General features: G+C 71.1%; 13 protein-coding genes and 1 pseudogene. 5 read left to right on the forward strand and 9 right to left on the reverse strand.

Annotation, left to right across the window (positions count from 1 at the left end; genetic code table 11):
* A partial coding sequence (locus tag AB0H87_RS08325; protein WP_360141662.1) for a DnaB-like helicase N-terminal domain-containing protein occupies window positions 1-637 on the reverse strand: 637 nt, incomplete at its 3' end.
* Between the two features lie 403 nt (window positions 638-1,040).
* Between AB0H87_RS08325 and AB0H87_RS08330 the strand changes: the two genes are divergently transcribed.
* Entirely contained in the window at window positions 1,041-4,460 is a 3,420-nt protein-coding gene (locus AB0H87_RS08330) for a hypothetical protein (RefSeq protein ID WP_360141664.1), read from the forward strand.
* 257 nt (window positions 4,461-4,717) lie between these two features.
* Here the strand turns inward: AB0H87_RS08330 and rplI are convergent, their stop codons facing one another.
* From rplI to AB0H87_RS08355, 5 genes are all read right to left on the reverse strand, one after another.
* Complete coding sequence (gene rplI, locus AB0H87_RS08335) at window positions 4,718-5,167, reverse strand: 50S ribosomal protein L9 (RefSeq protein ID WP_360141666.1); 450 nt, start codon at window positions 5,165-5,167, stop codon at window positions 4,718-4,720.
* A 14-nt stretch (window positions 5,168-5,181) separates the two neighbouring features.
* The gene (rpsR, locus tag AB0H87_RS08340; RefSeq protein ID WP_173040721.1) at window positions 5,182-5,421 is read right to left on the reverse strand and encodes a 30S ribosomal protein S18; all 240 of its coding nucleotides are present in this window, start codon (window positions 5,419-5,421) and stop codon (window positions 5,182-5,184) included.
* 19 nt (window positions 5,422-5,440) lie between these two features.
* Complete coding sequence (locus tag AB0H87_RS08345; RefSeq protein WP_360141668.1) at window positions 5,441-5,992, reverse strand: single-stranded DNA-binding protein; 552 nt, start codon at window positions 5,990-5,992, stop codon at window positions 5,441-5,443.
* Window positions 5,993-6,076: 84 nt separating this feature from the next.
* Window positions 6,077-6,367 carry a 30S ribosomal protein S6 gene (gene rpsF / locus AB0H87_RS08350; RefSeq protein WP_089250289.1) on the reverse strand — a complete coding sequence of 97 codons (291 nt, stop codon included), beginning with the start codon at window positions 6,365-6,367 and terminating at the stop codon, window positions 6,077-6,079.
* 297 nt (window positions 6,368-6,664) lie between these two features.
* Window positions 6,665-7,546, reverse strand: a complete 882-nt coding sequence (locus AB0H87_RS08355; protein ID WP_360141670.1) for a hypothetical protein — start codon at window positions 7,544-7,546, stop codon at window positions 6,665-6,667.
* A gap of 186 nt (window positions 7,547-7,732) precedes the next feature.
* Here AB0H87_RS08355 and AB0H87_RS08360 point away from each other — a divergent pair, with 186 nt between their 5' ends.
* Window positions 7,733-8,503 carry a deoxyribonuclease IV gene (locus AB0H87_RS08360; RefSeq protein WP_360141672.1) on the forward strand — a complete coding sequence of 257 codons (771 nt, stop codon included), beginning with the start codon at window positions 7,733-7,735 and terminating at the stop codon, window positions 8,501-8,503.
* 1,948 nt (window positions 8,504-10,451) lie between these two features.
* Entirely contained in the window at window positions 10,452-12,545 is a 2,094-nt protein-coding gene (locus AB0H87_RS08365; RefSeq protein WP_360141708.1) for a hypothetical protein, read from the forward strand.
* A gap of 244 nt (window positions 12,546-12,789) precedes the next feature.
* On the opposite strand, the gene AB0H87_RS08370 is transcribed toward AB0H87_RS08365, so the two are convergent.
* From AB0H87_RS08370 to AB0H87_RS08380, 3 genes are all read right to left on the reverse strand, one after another.
* Window positions 12,790-14,241: a glycosyltransferase 87 family protein gene (locus AB0H87_RS08370; protein WP_360141710.1), complete on the reverse strand. Its 1,452-nt coding sequence runs from the start codon at window positions 14,239-14,241 to the stop codon at window positions 12,790-12,792.
* Window positions 14,242-14,421: 180 nt separating this feature from the next.
* Window positions 14,422-16,824, reverse strand: a complete 2,403-nt coding sequence (locus AB0H87_RS08375) for a transglycosylase domain-containing protein (RefSeq protein ID WP_360141674.1) — start codon at window positions 16,822-16,824, stop codon at window positions 14,422-14,424.
* Between the two features lie 503 nt (window positions 16,825-17,327).
* Entirely contained in the window at window positions 17,328-17,744 is a 417-nt protein-coding gene (locus AB0H87_RS08380) for a DUF5318 domain-containing protein (RefSeq protein ID WP_360141676.1), read from the reverse strand.
* 161 nt (window positions 17,745-17,905) lie between these two features.
* Here AB0H87_RS08380 and AB0H87_RS08385 point away from each other — a divergent pair.
* Together AB0H87_RS08385 and AB0H87_RS08390 are read left to right on the forward strand one after the other, a co-directional pair.
* Window positions 17,906-18,460, forward strand: a pseudogene (locus tag AB0H87_RS08385) (PadR family transcriptional regulator); the annotation flags it as partial.
* Window positions 18,461-18,575: 115 nt separating this feature from the next.
* Window positions 18,576-19,655 (forward strand): inositol-3-phosphate synthase, encoded by a 1,080-nt coding sequence (locus tag AB0H87_RS08390; protein WP_360141678.1) that lies wholly within the window; start codon window positions 18,576-18,578, stop codon window positions 19,653-19,655.
* The last annotated feature ends 16 nt before the right edge of the window (window positions 19,656-19,671 follow it).

Raw genomic sequence — 19,671 nt, forward strand, 5'->3', positions numbered from 1 at the left:
CGCCGGTCATCACGCCGCCCTGCGCGCCGACCGCCTCGATCTCGTCGAGGGTCGGCTGCAGCATGTCGGCGAGGATCGCGAAGTCTTCGCTGACCCGCTTCTCGGTGACGTCGTAGATCGCCTGCTGGGCCAGGTCGACCACGTCGTCGACGTCGCGCCCGCCGCCGGAGGCGGAGCCGTAGCCGAGCTGGACGATCTTGGTGCCGGCCTCGACCAGGCGGCGCAGCACCGCGCGCTCAGCGACGATCCGCGCGTAGTAGCCGGCGTTGGCCGCGGTCGGCACGCTGGCCATCAGCGTCTGCAGGTAGGGCGCGCCGCCGATGCGCATCAGGTCGCCGGAGTCGGCCAGCGACGCGGCCACGGTCACGCCGTCGGCGGGCTCACCGCGGCCGTAGAGGTCGAGGATCGCGTCGAAGACGGTCGCGTGGATCGGCCGGTAGAAGTCGCCGGTCTTGAGAATCTCGACGACGTCGGCGATCGCGTCCTTGGAGAGCAGCATGCCGCCCAGGACGCTCTGCTCGGCCGCGACGTCCTGCGGAGGCGTCTTGTCGTAGCCGCCTTCGCGCTGCTGTGGAGGCGGGGCATCCTGCGGCGGGCCGGACGGGCGGCCACCGCGCACGTCGTCGGTGATCGACACGGAGCCCCCTCTCGTACGGTTGTACTATAACCGAAACATGATCGGTTTTCCCCCGACACGACTGGGGGATGCCGCGTCAGTTCCGCCCCGAACCGAACGGCAACCATATGAGCCCGCCGGTCGCCGGGGCAAAGAGGGACGTGGACGAACCTTTGGACAACCTGTGGAAAGCAGGCCAGAGGGTGTGTGGAGACCTGTGCACAGCTTGTGTACGACCACTGTGAACCCCGGCCCGGCAGGCTTCTGACGTGCGGATCCTTGGTCCCCAATATGTGGACGAAAGAAATATGCGCCCTCCAGGACCAGCCACCACTCGCTCGGTCGACTACCATCTACGCGTCCGTAGCTTGTCTTTGACGACCCGGACGAATGCGATCCGATACAGGAAGGTCACGCTCGAGCCGTGGACTATCGGGATTGGGCGCGCGGTGACGACACTCCGGTGACGTTGCCGAGATCCCGCTCGTCCGACGAGGCCATCGACCGACGGCTGCAGCAGCTCGACGAACACCTGGCCGAGGACGACAAGGCTCCTGCGGACCCATCGGACGACCGGCCGCGCCGCACCGGCAGCCGCCGCGTCCGCCCGACGGCGGCCGCGCCCGACCCCGACGCCGTGTCGCAGTGGGACCCGTTGGGCGCGTCCGGCAGCGAGCTGGCGGCCATCACCCAGCTCGAGGACACCGCGTCGTTCAAGCTGCCCAAGGGCCTCTTCGACGACGGTCCCGGCGACGACGGCGACATGGTGATCGTGCCGACCGGCGGTGGCCGGCGCCGGACGCACGACGAGCAACCGCCGTCCCGTGCCCGACGCGGTCGCGACGAGGCCGACGACGAGATCGAGCTCTCGAGCGGCGGCCGGCGCCGGCGCGACGTCTCCGACTCGCGCTCCGGACGCGGTTGGCCCGAAGAGGCCGAGTTCACCAGTGGCGGGCGACGTCGTCGCGACATCTCCGACTCGCGTGCCGCCGCCGACGACGTCGAGTCGACCAATGGCGGCCGCCGCCGCAGGCGCGCTGATGACGACGAGATCGAGATGCCCAGCGACGGGCGACGCCGGCGGGACGTCGCCGACTCCCGCACCGATCGGTCGGTCGACGACGACATCGAGCTGTCCAGCGGTGGCCGACGGCGGCGCGACGCCGCCGACTCCCGCGCCGGGCGCGACTGGAGCGACACGTCCACGGAACTCTCCGCCGGTGGACGGCGTCGCCGGGCACTCGACGACGACATCGAGCTGTCGAGCGGTCAGCGACGGCGGCCGGACGCGAGCGACTCACGCGCTGGTCGCTGGTCCACCGGCACCGACGACCCCGAGACGACCAGCGGCGGCCGCCGGCGGCGGGCGGCCGACGACTACCGCGACTTCGCCGACGACGACCCGGCCGTGACCAGCGGCGGACGCCGACGGGGCGCGCGCGACCTCGACGACGACCCCGCCGTCACCAACGGCGGACGCCGACGCAGCCCGCGTGACCTCGACGACGACCCCGCCGTCACCAACGGCAGACGCCGACGGACCCCGCGTGACCTCGACGGCGACGTCGAGCTGTCCAGCGGCGGACGCCGCAGGAGCGACGATGTCGCCGACTCCCGGGCCGGCCGTTGGTCCGGCGGCACCGACGACCCCGAGCTGACCAGCGGCGGCCGGCGGCGGCGCGCGGCGGCGGACAGCGAGCCCGTCAGCCGCGGTCGGCGCCGGGTCGACGACGCGGGCGGCGACACCGGCCGCGGAAGCTGGCGCGACGAGGCAACGGACATGTCGCTGCCGAGCATCGGTTACTCAGCGTCCGCATCCGAGACGCCGACCCGCGGCCGACGCGCGCGCGGCGACGCGCCCGCCGATGGTGAGCCGGTCAGCCGGGGCCGCCGGCGCCGGCACGCCGAATCCGAGGCGGGTGCCGGGAGTTGGCGGAGCGAGCAGACGGAGACCGAGCTGCCCGAGCTGGGCGCCCGCCACAGCGACACCGGCTCGATCCAGGTGCCGCTGCGGGGGCGGCCGCGCCGGCATGCCGAGGACGCCGACTCCGGATCCGGCGAGCCAGGGCAGACCAGGCGCCGCGCCCGGCACGGCGACAGCGACGCGGCCGACCGCGGTCGGCGGGGGTGGTCGGAGGGGGCGTCCGACACGACGTACCCCGAGACGACCGGCACCCGCATCGGCCGAGGCGCGGCCGACGACGACCCACCGGCCCGCGGACGCCGCTGGCGGGATGACGATCCGGACGCCTTCGACACGTCCACGCGGCGCGGTGCGCGCGACCCGATCGAGTCGACCGGCACCGGCCGCAGCTGGAGCGAAGGGCTCGCGGAGCGCCCGCGCGGTGGCAGCAGGCACGCCGAGACCGAACCCGTCGACCGCGGCCGCCGCGGCCGGGCCGGCAACGAGACACCGGTCGAGCCGGCGGGCCGGAGCCGCCGCGGCCGGGCCGAAGAAGCGACTCCGGTCGACCCGGCGAGCCGGGGCCGGCGCGGTCGCGACGGAAGCTGGCGCGACGACGTCGAGCAGACCGGCCACGGCCGGCGGGCCGACGAACGCGACCCGGAAGCGGCACCCGGGCGGGACTGGCGCGACGGCACCGCCGGGCGGCGCGGTCGCGACGACGAGCCTGACCGGAGCTGGCGGGACGAGGCGGCCCGGGGCGACGTACCCACGCAAAGGCGGCGCGGCCGGGACGACGGTGACCCGCCCGCGGGCGGTGACGCACCCGGACGCCGCGGCTCGTGGGCCGGCGAGCCGGACTCCGACCGTTGGCGGCACCCGGACATGACCGGCGAGTGGTCCCGCCGGGCGATGGCGCCCATCGAGCCCGCTCCGGACCGCCCCGACGACCGGCGTCCCAGCGACGACCGCCCGACCCAGGACGGCGGGCGGCGGGGCCGATGGGAGGCCGCTCGCGACGCGGGCGACGGCGGCGGCGGTCCGGACAGCCGGCGCGCGGAGGAGCGCGGCCGGCGGCGGAACTCCGGCCACCGCCCGGGGGATGACGGTCTCGACACCGGCTCCTGGGAGCGGATGACCGACACGGGCCAGTACGACAGCACCACCTCGACCGGCGAGTGGGACCGGCTGGTCGGCAGCGTCGACGACGAGGCCGACGAGAAGTTCGACGCCTTCTGGTCGGGCCACCGGCTGGCCGGCGACGACCCGCGCTGGGTGGAGACGCCGGCGACGGCGCCGCGCTCGCCGGCGGTCGGCCTGCCGGACCCGCGGCGACCGGAGCCGGACGGCTACGACGAGGTTGTCCCGCGCCGCGGCCGATCGAAGCCCGAGGCTGACGCACTCGCCCGCGCGGCCATGCCACCCGCCCTGGACGCGACCGACCCCGGCTGGGGTGCGCCGGCCCGCGCCGCGCGGCGGGCGCCGGCACCGGCGACCCGACCGGGCCCCGCACCGCCCCGGCAGGCGCCGCAGCAGCAGCGCCGCATGATGGGCTGGCAGCAGGAGGAGTTCGAACAGCTCGACACGGCCGACAACGGCGGTTTCCTCGCGGCGGTCCTCTACGCGGCCGCCTGGTACGCCGTGCCCGTGCTCGCTTTCGGTATCTGGTTGATGACCCTGCCGGCCGTCTCACCGGACGACTGCGTCAGCGACGTGACCGGCGGCGGCTGTGACTCCCCGCGGGCGCAGGCGCTGGAGGGCCTGCTCTCCGGCATACCGCACTTCGGCATAGCGCTCGGGATCAGCCTGATCGCGGCGATCGCCCTGCGCTGGCTAGGACACAGCTGGCGCGCGGGCAGCGTGGGCCTGGCGGCCGCGGTGGTCGGCGGCGGCATGGCGGCCGTCCTCAACAGCGTCTTCACGGGCCAACCGCTCGGCTGACGAGCCGGCGCCACCCGGGTCACGAAGGGCGCCGCACCTGCCGGACCGCGATCGCGACCAGCCACGCCCGCAAGCGGGCCGCCGCCTCGCGGCACGACGGCCCCCGCGGCCCGCCCAGACGCACGAAGGGCGTCGCGCCCGGAGGACCACGCCCGCAAGCGGGCCGGCCGCCTCGCGGCACGACGGCCCGCGCGGCCCCGCTCAGACGCACGAAGGGCGCCGCACCTGCCGGTGCGACGCCCTTACGTGGGTGGTGCTTACTTGCTGCGGTTGACGCTCACGTCGAAGGTGGCGGTCACCTCGGGGTGCAGCTTGACCTTGACCGGGTAGCTGCCCGTCGACTTGATGTGACCCGGCAGCTCCAGGCGGCGGCGGTCCAGGGACGGGCCGCCCGCGGCCTTGACCGCGTCGACGATCTCGGTCGGGGTGACCGAGCCGAACAGGCGGCCGCCGTCGCCGGCGCGGACCTGCAGGGTGACCTTGAGGCCCTCCAGCTGGGTCTTCACCTCGTTGGCGTGGCCGAGGTCCCGGATCTCACGGGCCCCGCGGGCCCGCTTGATGTTGGTGACCTCTTTCTCCGCCCCCTTGCTCCAGCGGATGCCGAAGCCCTGCGGGAGGAGGTAGTTGCGGCCGTAGCCGTCCTTGACATCCACCACGTCACCGGGCGTGCCGAGACCGGACACCTCCTGGGTCAGGATGACCTTCATGTCGGTGCCTCCTCTCAGCGGGCGGTGGTCGTGTACGGAAGGAGTGCCATCTCGCGCGCGTTCTTGACGGCGCGCGCGATCTGACGCTGCTGCTGGGAGGTCACACCCGTGACCCGGCGGGCACGGATCTTGCCCCGGTCGGAGATGAACTTGCGCAGCAGCGCGGTGTCCTTGTAATCGATGTAGGTGATCCCCTCCTTGTCGAGCGGGTTCACCTTCTTCTTCGGCTTGCGCAGCGCGGCAGCCTTAGCCATTGCTCGTGCTCCTGGTGATTTAGAACGGGGGCTCGTCGTCGGAGTAGCTGTTCGACCGGCCCGAACCGCCAGAGGAGGCGCCTGCCGGCGCGGCCGTCGCCCAGGGGTCGTCGAAGTTGTTGCCTCCGCCGCCACCCTGGTTGCCGCCGCCACCGGAGCCGAAGCCGCCACCACCGCCGCCAGAGCGGGACATCTTCTGCACCTTCGCCGTGGCGTAGCGCAGCGATGGGCCGATCTCGTCGACCTCGAGCTCGATGACGGTGCGCTTCTCGCCCTCACGGGTCTCGTAGGACCGCTGCTTGAGCCGGCCCGAGACGATGACCCGGGAGCCCCGCTGCAGCGACTCGGCGACGTTCTCGGCCGCCTGCCGCCACACGGTGCAAGAGAGGAAGAGTGGCTCGCCGTCTTTCCACTCGTTGGTCTGGCGATCCATGATCCGCGGGGTCGAAGCCACGCGGAACTTGGCGACCGCCGCGCCAGACGGAGTGAAGCGCAACTCGGGGTCGTCGGTCAGGTTCCCGATGACCGTGATGGTGGTGTCTCCTGCTGCCATGACCGTCTCCTCGTGCACTCATCGAGTCACTGCCGTACAGGCTGCCAGAGCCGTACGACAGAGTTTGTGAGGCTTGGTTCGGACTGGCCTACAGACGCGCGGTCAGCGCGTCTCGGGCCGGATGACCTTGGTGCGCAGCACCGACTCGTTGAGTCGCAGCTGACGGTCCAGCTCAGCCACCGCCGCGGGCTCCGCCTGCAGATCGATGACGGCGTAGATGCCCTCGGCCTTCTTGTTGATCTCGAACGAGAGGCGCCGGCGGCCCCACACGTCGAGCTTCTCCACCGAGCCGCCCGCGGTCCGAATCACGTTCAGGTACGTGTCGAGCGACGGGGCGACGGTGCGCTCCTCGAGACTGGGGTCGAGGATCACCATGACTTCGTAATGACGCAAGACGTGCTCACCTCCTGTGGGCTAAGCGGCCGCGGTCCTTCCGCGGCAGGAGGTCGTGCGTCGCTGCCCGGACACCCTTCTGGTGCGGACAACCCCACCACAATACCGGAACGCCTGCGTACGGGTCGTACGCGGTAGTCCGGACGTGCTAAGGGCCCCTTCGGTGAAGAAGGGGCCCTTTCGCAGAGCCGCGGAGCGCCTTGAATCCGCATTCTTTGGGTGGGACCTGGGGAGGAACGACCACACCGACGAGGTTGGACGCAGGCGCCCCGCGGAGCCTTGTGACTGATATTTAGTTTACGCGGCGCGAGTCCGGCTTGCACGTTGAGCGATAATCGCCCTAATTGCCCCAGCTGACACGCCAACGACGCAGACTGTCGCGATCAGCGCCAGCAGCCCCGTCGGGCCGGTGTCGCTGACCGGGTCGACCGAGGCCAGCGGCTCGGCCGCCGCTCCGCCGGCGATCGTCGTCGCGCCGTCGAGCCCCGTACCCCCGTTGGGGTCGACGAAGCTGTCCGCCGCGATCGCCGCAGCGTCCGGATCAGCTGGTTCGTCCGGGTTCGCCTGGTCGCCGTTCGGGTCTTCCGCGCCCGGTGTCGCCGCCGCGGCCGGGTTGTCGCCGCCGTTCTGGCGGTCCTGGCCCGGCGCGTCGTCGCCCCCCGCGGCCTGGTCGTCACCGTTGTCGTCCGACCCGTTGGTGTTGCCAGTGTTGCCAGTTCCGTTGCCGCCGCCGCCGAACGGTGCGATCGGCGGGTTGGCCGGCTCGTCGTCGCCGGTCGCGGCGGGCGGCGGCGGCGCGACCACCTCGACGCGCACGGCCTTCTCGTCCGCGAGCACGCAGTCCGGCTTGAGGGCGAGCTCGACCGGGCCGCGGTGGAACAGCACGTCCGCGGTGGCACCGGACGCGACCTCACCGCGGGTGGCACCGTCGAGCAGCAGCTTCGCCTTGCGGCCCGTCTTGTTGACCACTCGCAGCGTGCTCTCCGCGGGCACCGTCACCGAGGCGCTGCTCGGCTTGGCACCGCAGGCCACCCCTAGCAACCCGTCGCCGGTGAAGACGACCTGGCTGTTGGTCTCCGCCGGCTCCGCGGCGAGTGCGGCGCCCCCGATGGCCAGCGGTGCCGCGATGAAGAAGGCGGCGACAGCAGACGCGCCGGTACGGCGTCGGATGGCGTGCAACGTTCACAACTCCCGTGGTCGGCCGGTGCCATCGAGGCTCGTGCTGGTTCAGCGGCCCTCCGGCTGGTCTATCCCGCTAACGAGGCGGTACCGCCGACGGTGACGCGGGCGCTGGGCGATTTGCGAGGAATTCCGGAAGCAGGCACCGGTGCGCAGTTGTCGTACCCGCGACGTAGGCTCGCCCCCATGCGCATCGGAGCTCACGTTGACTCGACCGACCCGTTGGCGGCCGCGGCAGCCCGCGAGGCCGACGCGGTGCAGTTCTTCCTCACCGACCCGCAGGGCTACAAGTCGCCCAAGCCACGGGCCGACGCCGAGGCGCTCAAGGCGTCCGAGGTCGACATCTACATCCACGCGCCCTATCTGATCAATGTCGCGACGCTGAACAACAAGATCCGCATTCCGAGCCGCAAGCTGCTGCTGGCCCACGCGGCCGGCGCCGCCGACGTCGGCGCCAAGGCCGTGATCGTCCACGGCGGACACGTCGGCTCGGTCGACGAGCTGGCCACCGGCTTCGACAACTGGCGCAAGACCTTCGCGTACGCGCAGGACCAGGGCGGCTTCGCGACCCAGGTGCTGATCGAGAACACCGCCGGCGGCGACCACGCCTGCGCCCGCAAGCTCGACATGCTGGCCCGGCTGTGGGATGCGGTCGGCGACTACGAGGTCGGCTTCTGCCTGGACACCTGCCACGCCCACGCCGGCGGCGAAGACCTGCTCGGCCTGGTCGACCGGGTCAAGGCCATCACGGGCCGCATCGACCTGGTCCACTGCAACGACTCGAAGGACCCGTTCGACTCGGGCCGGGATCGACACGACAACCTAGGTTCCGGGATGATCGACCCCGAGCTGCTCATCGCGGTCGTACGCGCGGCCGGCGCACCCGTCATCGTGGAAACACCCGACGAGAGCGACGGCCAAGCGACCGACATCGCGTTTCTACGCGGCAAGGTGTGACGTTAGGCGCCACTAGGGGGTGTCTTTTGGGTCAGGGTCCCGCCCCGTCCCGGTCCAGGCAGCGTCCCGGCATGCCCGCAGGGCGTCCGGATGCCGCCGCCGTGTACCGATCGGGTCCGGCGCAATGCCATCCTGACGCACAGGACAGCCCCTGAACGGTGTCTCGGTGGGCGAGGGCCCGGCGAGACCCGGCCTCCGGTCGGTCGAGAGAAAGAGCGGCATGAACTCGGAACAACCGCCGATGTCCGCACGACGTGCGGCACCCGGACCCGAGCCCACCCGCAGGCCCTCCATCGCCAGCGAGGAGGAGCCCGACGAGCCCTATGTGGCCGAATCGGGCGACCCCGCGCTGGACGTGGCACCGAGCAGAGCACCATCAGGGGGTGCCGCCGACGAAGTCGGTGGGGCTGCCAACGGCCACTCGCGCGAGCGGGCGGCCGACGACGAGAGCGGTGGTTCCGTCGACCCTGCGGCCGTCGTGGCCTCGGTCGGTGCTGATCAAGACTCGGGCGTGGGTCCGGCTGACGACACAGCGGCGGTGGCCGGTCCGGCGCAGGACTCCGCGACCGCGGGCGACCGCGGAGCGGCGCATGGCGAAAGCATCGCCGCCCAAGGCGTGACCAGCGCAGGCGTTGGCGCCGGAGGAACGATTGCCGCGGCTCATCCCGCCGAAGGCACCCCGCGCGCAAGCGTGGAAGGGGTTAGCGCGAAAGGCGCGACCGCCCCAGGCGTTGCCGCCCCAGGCACTAGCGCTGCTGGTCAAGCCGCCGCGGATGCGGCGCGCGAAAGCACGGCAGGCGCAACCGCCGCGGGCGTTGGCGCACGAGGCGGTGCCGCAGGAGACACCACCGCCACAGGCCAAGCCACCGCGGATGCGGCGCGCGAAGGCGCGGCCGGCGCGACTGCCGCGGGCGTTGCCGCGCCAGGCGGTGCCTCCGGAGGCACTACCACCGCAGGCCTAGGCGCCGCGGATGCGGCGGGCGAAAGCGCGGCAGGCGCAACCGTCGCAGGCACAGCCGCTGCTGCGGCGGCGGTTGGCGGAGCCGCGGCGGCCGGCAGCCGGTCCCGGCGCGCGTCGCGGAAGCAGGCGACCGACGCAACGCCGCCCGGAGACGCGGGGGAGGCGTCTGCCACGGCGGACCAAGCGCACGGCGGCGCGGGCAGCGGTGCGCTGGGCGCGGCCGAGGAGACGCAGCCCGGTTCAGGCGTAGCGGTGAACGCCGCCAAGGCTGGCGCGCCCAAGGCGCGGAGTCGGGCACGCCGTGGCGATTCCATTTCCCGCGCGGCGGCTCGGGATGGCGATGAGGATCTGGTCGCCGCGGGTGGGATTGGCGCGGCCACAAGCAGCAACGCAGCAGCTCAAGCGGACGAGAGCACTAGCCCGCTCGTCGACTCGGGCGCGGCTACAGCGCAACGCGGCGGACCGGCCGACACCGCCGGCGGTTCGGCCGAGCCGCGTGAGCAGCAGGCGAATCTTTCGGTGGCTGCTCCGCAGCAACGCAGTAGGGATGTCGAGGGCGACACCGCCGCGACTCCGGACGGCGCACCGGCAGCCGCCACGCCGGTGACGGCGTCTGGTGAGGCCGCTACCGATACACCCGCCGCGGCAGGGGCGGCCGATGGCCAAGCTGGCGCGGCGGTTGACGGTGGCGCCCAAGCCACGCCGGTCAAGGCGAAGGCCCGTCGGCGTTGGTGGTCTTTCCGGCGGTCGGCCGCGGCCGACTCCGCTGCCGTCGGTGCGACGGCCGCCCAGGCCGCAAGTCAGCGCGTCAGCGACGCGGCCGGTGAAGATGGGGGCGGTCGCCACGCGGCCAAGCCCGAAGTAGACGCCACGGGTCAGGACGCCGAGTGGCGCGGCCGGCACGCCGCCGACGATCCGGCCGAAGCTGGCGCGGGCGCCGCAGCAGAAGCCGATGGTGAGGCCGCGGCTGGCGCTGCTTCAGCCGAGTTGGCGGGCGTCACCGCTGGCAGCCAGAAGGGCGACCTCGCCAAACCCAGTACCGCGGCGTCGACCGAGAAGACTCAGGCTGACGCGGGCGATGCGGCGAGCACGACCGCGGCCTCAGCCGACAAGGCAGTCGGCACCGATGAAGGCGAGCTCGACAAGGCTGACGCGAAGACGGCGGGCGCGGACCGCGCTGATGCGTCGGCCGACTCCAACGTCGCCGGCGACGGTGAGGGCCAGACGGAGAAGGCCGGCGCGGCCGTGGGCACCGCAGTCGCCGAGAAGGACGACACCAAGGACGGCGACGGGGACAAGGAGCCCGATCTGTGGGCCGAGTTCGCCGGTCGGACGGAGCCGCCGCCGAACGTTGCCGTGCGGGTTGGGCGGCGGGTTGGGCGGTTCATTCGTCACGAGTGGACGCTGGCCGCGCTGGTCTCCATCGGCGCCGCGGTGGTGATGACGTGGCCGACGTTGCGCTACCCGCGGCACACGATCGCGCAGGACGTCTGGGACCCGACCCTGCAAGCCTGGCAGATGGCCTGGTCCGGGCACAGCCTGCTGACCGACCCCGGCCGGATCTGGCACTCCAACGCGTTCTTCCCGGAGCTGTGGAGCTTCGCCTTCTCGGACTCGCTGCTCGGCTACGCACCCCTCGGCATGATCGGTGAGGGGCCCGTCGCGGCGGTCGTGCGGTACAACATCGTGTTCGTGCTCGCGCACGCGCTCGCCGTGTTCGGGGCCTACGTGCTCGTGCGGCAGCTCGGCGGCGGGCGCACCGGCAGCGCGGTCGCGGCGGCCGGCTACACGTTCGCGCCCTGGCTGCTCGCCCAGGCCGGGCACCTGCACATCATCTCCAACGGCGGCATCCCGCTCGCGCTTGCGATGCTGGCGCGCGGGCACGGCTACTCGTTCCGGCGCGGCTACCGGCCCGAACGCCGGCATGCCGGTTGGGCGTTGGTCGGGTGGTTGGTCGCCGCGTGGCAGCTCAGCCTCGGGTTCGGCATCGGGCTCGTCTTCGCGTACGTGCTGGCCCTGCTATGCGTCGGTGCGATCGTCGCGTGGCGGATCCAGCGCATCTGGGTCTGGGCCGTGCGCCGGCCGTTCGGGCGCAAGCTCTTCTTCGCCGACCTCGGTGGTGCGGCGGTCTTCGCGGCCATCGGCGGCTTGCTCTCCATCCCCTACTTCGAGGTCGCCGCGGACCACCCGAACGCCAGGCGCGGGATCGAGGAGATCGACCTCTACTCGCCGCCGCTGCGGGGTTTCTTCACCGCGCCGCCCGAGTCCTGGTTGTGGGGTGGGCTGCACGAGCCGCTACGCGACTCCCTCGCCTGGCCGCCCGAAATGACGCTCTTGCCGGGCTTCACGCTGATCGGTCTCGCCCTGGCCGGCCTGTTCTTCAGCATCTGGACCATCCGTCAGCGCGTGCTGCTCCTGCTCGGCATCGCCGTCACGACGGTCCTCGCGATGGGCAGTGAGTTCCTGGACGGCCGCTACACCTACCTACCCCTGCTCGAGCACGCACCCGGCTGGGACGGCATCCGTACGCCCGGCCGACTGATGCTCTGGATCACGCTCATGCTCGGCATCCTGGCCGCCGGCGCGGTGTGCGCGTTCGTCGAGCGGGTCAAGGACATCTCCGCCAACCGGATCCCGCCGTGGCCCAGCCCATGGCTGCGCCTGGCTACGCTGATCCCGCTGGCGCTGGTCATGGTCGAGGGCATCAACACCACTCCGCACCCGATCGTCCCGGCCCAGCCCGCCGCGATGCGTACCGTCGAAGGTCCGCTCCTGGTGTTGCCCAGCGACCAGTTGCACGACGAGAACGTGATGCTCTGGTCGACGACGAAGTTCCAGGACATCGTCAACGGCGGCAGCGGCTTCGTGCCGCAGAAGCTCGACGAGGTTCGTCAGGCCACCGCGACGTTCCCGGACCAGGCGAGCATCAACTACCTGCGCCAGCTCGGCGTGCGCAACGTGATCGTGGTCCGCGACCAGATCCAGTCTGGCTCCCCGCTGCAGACCGCCATCGACCTGCCGGTCGACTCGCTGGGCATCACCCGCCAGGACGTCGGCCAAGCGGTGGTCTACGGACTCTGACCCGCCCGGGCAAGGGCTCGGGCACGGGCCGGGCTCGGGCACGGGCCGGGCTGGGCTCCGGGCAAGGCCCAGGCTCCGGGGAGGGCCCAGGCCTCCGGCAAGGGCCAGGCGCCCGGGCAAGGGCCAGGCACCCGGGCAAGGGCCAGGCACCCGGGCAGGGCCGGGCTCCAGCATGGGCCGGGCTCGCCGGCAGGGGCTCCCGGCAGGGCGGCAGCGCGAACCCGCTGCCGCCCGCCACGAGTGGTCAGGCCCGCACGGGCACCGGGTCGGGCAGCAGTTCGCGGGGCTCCGGATCAGGCGCACCGTCGAAGTCGCCGCCGTCCGGGTCGTCCGCGTAGGTTGCGCGGACCGGGTCGAGCTCCGGCCGCAGGATGTCGCGGACCACGAAGTAGCACATCGCCACCACGCCGGCCAGGCGCAGCGTCGCGGCCAGGACGAACACGCCCTCCGGGAAGACCTGCTTGCCCGAGGCGCCGAGCAGCTCACCGTAGAAGGCCAGGAAGTACGCGACCTCCGCGAGCTGCCAGGCCAGGAACGCACCCCAGCGTGGGCGGGCGAGCACGGCCAGCGGGAGCAGCCACAGCACGTACTGCTGCGACCAGACCTTGCTGAAGATCAGGAACGCCGCGACGACCAGGAAGGCAAGCGACGCCAGGCGGGGCCGGCGCGGCGCGTAGACGCCCAGCGCGGCGATGGCGAGGCAGGCGAGGCCGAACAGGAGGTACGTCAGTAGGTTGAGCGTCGAGACGTGGTCGCTCAGCCACTGGAACGGGCCCCCCGAGTTCGGGGACCACTTGTTGTCCAGGTAGCGGCCGATGTACCAGAACGTGCCCCAGTCGATCGGCCGGGTGCTGTTGAGGTCGAAGAAGCGCTTCCAGCTGTCGGTCCACGCGATCGCGACCGGGATGTTGACGATCAGCACCGTGACGACGCTGGTGAGGAGCGTGATCACGGCGGCTCGCCAGCGTTTGGTGCGGAACGCGAGCACCAGGATCGGTCCGAGGATGAACAGCGGCCAGAGCTTCGCCGCGCAGCCGAGGCCGAGCAGGAAGCCGGCCGCGATCGGTCTGTGTCGGGCCCAGGCGAGCATGCCGAAGACCGCGAGCCCGATCGCCAGCAGGTCCCAGTTGACGGTCGCGGTCACCAGCAGCGCGGGGGACAGGGCGAACATCGCCGCGTCCCATGGTCGGCGCTTCCGCAGGGCCAGCAGCGCACCGACCGCACCGACCGCGATCGCGCCGAGCACCAGGGCGTTGAGGTTGTAGAACCACTGGCCCTGGTTGACGCCCGGGCTGTCCTTGCCGAGCTCGTGCACAGGCAGGCCGAGTGCGCCCATGAACGCGCCGGTCAGCACCGGGTACTCGACCGGATGGTCGGCGTAGGGAACCTTGCCCTGGTCGAGGCCCTCCGCGTAGTAGAGCGCGAGGACGTCCGTGTAGCAGAACCGGGTGTACTGCCGGTGGTCCTGCCACGCTCCGTCCTGACACGGTGACTTCTGCACCCAGTGCAGCGCCAGGGTCAGGCAGACCAGGGCCAGCACGATGCGGGAGGCGGTCCAGAAGCCGCCGCCCGAACGCGCGCCGCCCGCCCGGTCGACGGCGTGCTCGCCAACGGGCCCACCGATCACCTCGGAGAGGCCGCGGACGAACCCGTCGGAACGCGACGGCTGGTCGACCGGTCCGGCGTCGTCGCGCATCAGGTTTGCACCCACGAAGACGCATCTTTCCGCATGCCGCCCGGTGTGCCCCATCCGGAGCGCCGATTTTGTCGGATCGGGTGGCACGCGGATACCAAACCGGAGCCCGAGCGGGCCGTCCCCGCGGCGGCGATCCGCCGAGGGACCGGGCCGCTCAGGCTCCGGGTCGAGACCAATCCGCTAATTGTTTGGTGGTGGTAAGACGGTGTCCGGATTCTGCTGGATAATCCCAGTGTTGTTGCGGCCGGGACCACCGTTGCCGTTGCCGCCGCCGCCGTTGTTCCCGCCGTTGCCACCCGCGTTGCCGCCGGGGAAGCCGGGGAGGTTGCAGTCCTCACCCGGGAAGCAGAGCGGCTGCTCCTGCTGCTTGGTGCCGTTGCCCGCGTCCGCGTCGCCGATGTGCGTGCCCGGCGGGAACTTCTGGACGTCGCTGTCTCCGAGGGCGGCGTTCATGAACCGTGCCCAGATGTCCTTCGGCAGGCTGGCGCCCTGGATCTTGTCGCCGTTCTTGTCCCGGATCGCCTCTTCCTTGCCCTTGTTGCCGACCCAGATGGCGGTGGCGAGGCTCGGCGTGGCGCCGAGCATCCAGGCGTGCGCGTTGTCCGAGCTCTTCTCGTTGAGCTCCCAGGTGCCGGTCTTGCCGGTCGCCGGCCGGTTGTGGTCGAGCCCGCCGGAGATCTCCTGCAGCACGTCGTTGACGTCGTCGGCGACCGCTGGGCGGATGGTCTGCGTGGGGTTCAGCTTCTCGCCGCCGACCTTCTTCCACACGCCCTCGGAGTTCTTCTGCTCGACCGAGATCACGAAGTGCGCCTTGTTGTACATGCCGCGGTTGGCGAGCGTCGCCAGGCCGTTGGCATGGTCGAGCACGGTGATCGGGTATGCGCCGTAGCCGACGACGTAGTAGAACGGGTCGCTCCTACCGATCTTGGTGCTCCTGCTGTTCAGGTCGTACGGCTTGACCGGGTTGTTCGTCCACATCGTGGTGACGCCGGCTCGGCGGGCCATGTCGATCACCTTGTCAGCGCCGATCTTGTCGGCGATGTGGTAGAAGGGCACGTTGTACGACTTGACGGTCGACTCGCGCAGGGTGCAACTCTTCGCGCACGCGGGCTTGCGGCCCGCGTTGATGACCTTGATCTCGGTGTTGGGCACCTGGTAGTCGGTCGCGTCCCACCTGGAGTCGAGCGAGATGTTGTCGTTGAGCGCGGCCGCCAGCGTGTAGATCTTGAACGACGAACCGGGCGCGTGCCCGCCGGTGAGCGCACCGCCCTCGATGTTCTTGCCGGCGAAGTCGTGACCCGTGCCGTTGTCACCGCCGAAGTAGGCGAGCACCCGGCCCGTCTTCGGATCGACCGCGACGCCCGCCGCCATCAGGTTCTTGGGCTGGCCATAGAGCTCCGAGCCCTTGAGCTTGCGCCAGATGGCGGCTTCCATGGCTGTCTGCATCTTGTTGTTGATGGTGGTCCTGATCTTGAAGCCACCATCCTTGATCAGTTGCGCGCAGTTCTCTGCGTCGCAGCCCGGGATGCCCATCTTGATCATCTCGTCGCGGACGTAGTTGATCACGTTGCCCAGCGGGGTGTTGACGCCGCAGTCGGTGAAGCAGGCACCTTCCTTGGGCAGCGGCTGGACCTTGGGATATTCCGTCGGCTTCTGGTTGGCGGGAAGCCACGTCTTCTCCACCATGCCTTCGAGGACGTAGCCCCACCGCTCCTTCGCCGCCTCGGGGTTGTAGCCCGGGTCGTAGCCCTTGTGGCTCGGCGACGGCTGCGGCTGCTTGATCACGGCGGCCAGCACCGCGCCCTCGGCCGGCGTCAGCTTGCTCACCGTCTTCTTGAAGTACGCGTACGCCGCGGCCTCGATGCCGTATGCACCCCGACCGAAGTAGATCGTGTTGAGGTACATCTCCATGATCTGGTCTTTGCCGTACTCGTCGTTGAGCTTCGACGCCATGACCGCCTCGCGCACCTTACGGGCGTAGGTCGCGCCCTCCAGGCCGTCGATGGCGTTACGCGCGTACTGCTGCGTGATCGTCGAGGCGCCCTGCCGCTCGCCGCCGGTGAAGTTGTTCCACGCGGCGCGCGCGATGCCGACGTAGTCGACACCGTCGTGCTCGTAGAACTTGCGGTCCTCGGCCGACGCCACCGCGTGCTGCACGTACAGCGGGATCTGTTTGATCGAGACGAACGTGCGGTTGACCTCGCCCAGCTTCGCGATCTGGGTCTTGCCGTCGGCGGCGTAGATCGTGCTCGCCAGCGGCAAGTTGATCTTCTCTGGCACGACGACGTTGGTGGTGTAGTACGTGCCGCCCACCAGACCGGCGCCGGCCAGGATGACCAGCACCGCGAAGCCCGCGATGGCCCAGTTGATCATCTTGCGGCGGCGGCTGACCGGCCGCTTGCCGCGACCCCGCCCGCCGGGAGAGCCCGGACCCCCGGGGCCACCCGGACCGCCGGGACCGGTGCCGCCGGGCCCACCCGGGCCGGACACCGAGGCGCGGCCGACCCGCGCCCGGCCACCGACCGACGCGCTGCCGACCGACGCGCTGCCGACCGAGGCGCTGCCGACGGAGGCACTGCCCACCGAGGCGCGACCCGCGGACGACGCACCCGGCACCGAGGCGGAGGCGCGACCGACGGTCGCCCGACCCCCCGACGTCGGTGGCACGGCGGCCGAACCGGCCGGGGAGGACGGGACGGAGGCCGAGGCGCGCGGAACCGACGCCCGCCCGCCCGAGGCCGAGCCACGGGCCGCGGGGGTCTGCCCTCCGCCGGACCAGCCGCCCAGACCGTCGCCACTCTGCCAGTGGCCGTCGTCGCCTGACCCTCGTCCGCTGTTACCACTGTTGCCCGTGGGACGGGCGTGGCCGCGCGCAGAACTGGAGTCGTCGTACGGGTTCATTCGTCACACCCTGCCGGTCGCGGTGGTGCGCGTCCGCGCTGCCACCGGGTTGCCGTGAGTTGGACCACGTCGTGCGGTCATCCGGTTCGGTCGGTCCGCCACCGACATATCTGAAAAAACCGGACTTATCCGGTTAACGATTCGCCCTTCCCTCAAAGACGTAGCGTCCGGGGGGCGAATCGTTGTCACCGTCGCGCCTCTCTCCTTCGCGCGCTAGCCGGCGCCTCGCTGGCCGCGAGCCCGTCGCGACCGAGCAGATACTGCTCCACGAGGTGGTTCCAGGAGCAGCCCGCGCAGACCTCCACCACGTAGACCTGGAACTCACGGAGAGTCATCGCGAGCACCGGCAGCTCTGCCAGCGTGCGTGCTTGTCCCGCCGACTGCTTGAGCTCATCGCCGTAAATGTAGTGGACGTGCGTGAGGTTTTCGCGCCGACAAATCGGACAGCGCTCCTCCGTGGGCTCGCCGTGGAAGCGAGCGGCGCTCTTCAGGTAGGGCGAGGCATCGCAGACCTCGTAGGTCCCGACGCGGCCGGAATAGACGTCACGCAGGACCGCTCGCTTCTGTAGCGAGTAGTCGACGACCTGGCGCTGCGTGCGCATGCGGAAGAGGGTACGCGGTCAAGACGACAAGAGCGACAACCGCTACGGAGCGTGATTCCCCGGGCGCAAATTGGAGGGTTTGCGCGCGACCTCCCGGTGTTTTACCGTGGGCGGAGCGATGTATCGCGCCGATACATCGGCGGGAATGAAGGAGGTCGGTGTTGCTCGAGTTCGCGATCCTCGGGCTCCTCCACGAGTCGCCGATGCACGGGTACGAGCTGCGCAAGGAGCTCGCCGCGAAGCTCGGGTCGATCCGTGCCGCGATCAGCTACGGCTCGCTCTACCCGACGCTGCGCCGCCTCCAGTCGGCCGGCTACATCACCGAGGCCGGCTCGACACCGCCGACCACACCCGAGGTTCCCGCACTGACGAGCAAGCGGGGCCGGGTGGTCTACAAGATCACGGCGGAGGGCAAGGAACGGTTCGCCGACCTGATCGCGCAGGCCGGTCCGGAGACCTACGACGATGCCGGGTTCGGCATCCACTTCGCCTTCTTCGCGCGCACCGACCAGGCGACCCGCCTCCGGATCCTCGAAGGCCGCCGCCGCAAGGTCGAGGAGCGCCGCGAGAGCATGCGCGACGTGCTCGCCCGCGCGGGCGAGCGCCTCGACGCGTACACCCTCGAGCTGCAGCGTCATGGTTTGGACGCCTGCGAGCGAGAGGTCCGCTGGCTGGAGGAGCTCATCGTCAACGAGCGCTCCGGCCGGCAGCCCTCCCCGGAAGGCCGCAATGGCGCCGGGGAGGCGCCGGAGGGTGCAACCACCGGCAGCACAGGAGAAACCAGCCCGCACGTCCAGGACGAGCGGCCGTAATAAGAAGGAGGCAAACGCGATGGGCTCCGTCCGCGTCGCCATCGTCGGTGTGGGTAACTGCGCCTCGTCCCTGGTCCAGGGTGTGGAGTACTACCGGAACGCCGACCCCAACGACCGCGTCCCGGGTCTCATGCACGTCACCTTCGGCGACTACCACGTCTCCGACGTGGAGTTCGTCGCGGCGTTCGACGTGGACGCCAAGAAGGTCGGCATGGACCTCGCGGAGGCGATCGTCGCCAGCGAGAACAACACGATCAAGCTCTGTGACGTGCCGCCGACCGGCGTCCTCGTCCAGCGCGGTCCGACCTTCGACGGTCTCGGGCAGTACTACCGGGAGATCATCGAAGAGTCGGACGCACCGTCGGTCGACGTCGCCCAGGCGCTGCGTGACGCCCGCGTCGACGTGGTGGTCGCGTACCTGCCGGTCGGCTCCGAGCAGGCCGACAAGTACTACGCGCAGGCCGCGATCGACGCCGGCTGCGCGTTCGTCAACGCCCTGCCGGTGTTCATCGCGTCCGACCCGGTCTGGGCGCAGAAGTTCACCGACGCCGGCCTGCCGATCGTCGGCGACGACATCAAGAGCCAGGTCGGTGCGACCATCGTCCACCGCGCCCTGGCCAAGCTGTTCGAGGACCGCGGTGTCGAGCTGCTGCGCACGTACCAGCTCAACTTCGGCGGCAACATGGACTTCATGAACATGCTGGAGCGCACCCGCCTGGTCTCGAAGAAGATCTCGAAGACCCAGTCGGTGACGTCCCAGGTGCCGCACGAGATGGCCAAGAGCGACGTGCACATCGGCCCGTCGGACCACGTGCCGTGGCTCGACGACCGCAAGTGGGCCTACATCCGGCTCGAGGGTCGGTCGTTCGGCGACACGCCGCTGAACGCCGAGCTCAAGCTCGAGGTCTGGGACTCGCCCAACTCGGCCGGCGTCATCATCGACGCGCTGCGCGCCGCGAAGATCGCCCTCGACCGGGGCATCGGCGGCCCGATCCTGTCGGCGTCGAGCTACTTCATGAAGTCGCCGCCGCAGCAGTATGCCGACCACGACGCGCACAACGCCGTCGAGGCGTTCATCCGCGGCGACGTCGAGCGCTGACGCACGCACCACGCGA

It is taken from the genome of Asanoa sp. NPDC050611, from assembly GCF_040654855.1.
Lineage (GTDB): Bacteria > Actinomycetota > Actinomycetes > Mycobacteriales > Micromonosporaceae > Asanoa.

Excerpts from the sequence above, each read along its gene's own strand:
- rplI (WP_360141666.1), bottom strand. The coding sequence starts at position 5,167 with ATGAAGGTCATCCTGACCCAGGAGGTGTCCGGTCTCGGCACGCCCGGT.
- rpsR (WP_173040721.1), bottom strand. The coding sequence starts at position 5,421 with ATGGCTAAGGCTGCCGCGCTGCGCAAGCCGAAGAAGAAGGTGAACCCG.
- AB0H87_RS08360 (WP_360141672.1), top strand. The coding sequence starts at position 7,733 with ATGCGCATCGGAGCTCACGTTGACTCGACCGACCCGTTGGCGGCCGCG.
- AB0H87_RS08370 (WP_360141710.1), bottom strand. The coding sequence starts at position 14,241 with ATGCGCGACGACGCCGGACCGGTCGACCAGCCGTCGCGTTCCGACGGG.
- AB0H87_RS08380 (WP_360141676.1), bottom strand. The coding sequence starts at position 17,744 with ATGCGCACGCAGCGCCAGGTCGTCGACTACTCGCTACAGAAGCGAGCG.
- AB0H87_RS08390 (WP_360141678.1), top strand. The coding sequence starts at position 18,576 with ATGGGCTCCGTCCGCGTCGCCATCGTCGGTGTGGGTAACTGCGCCTCG.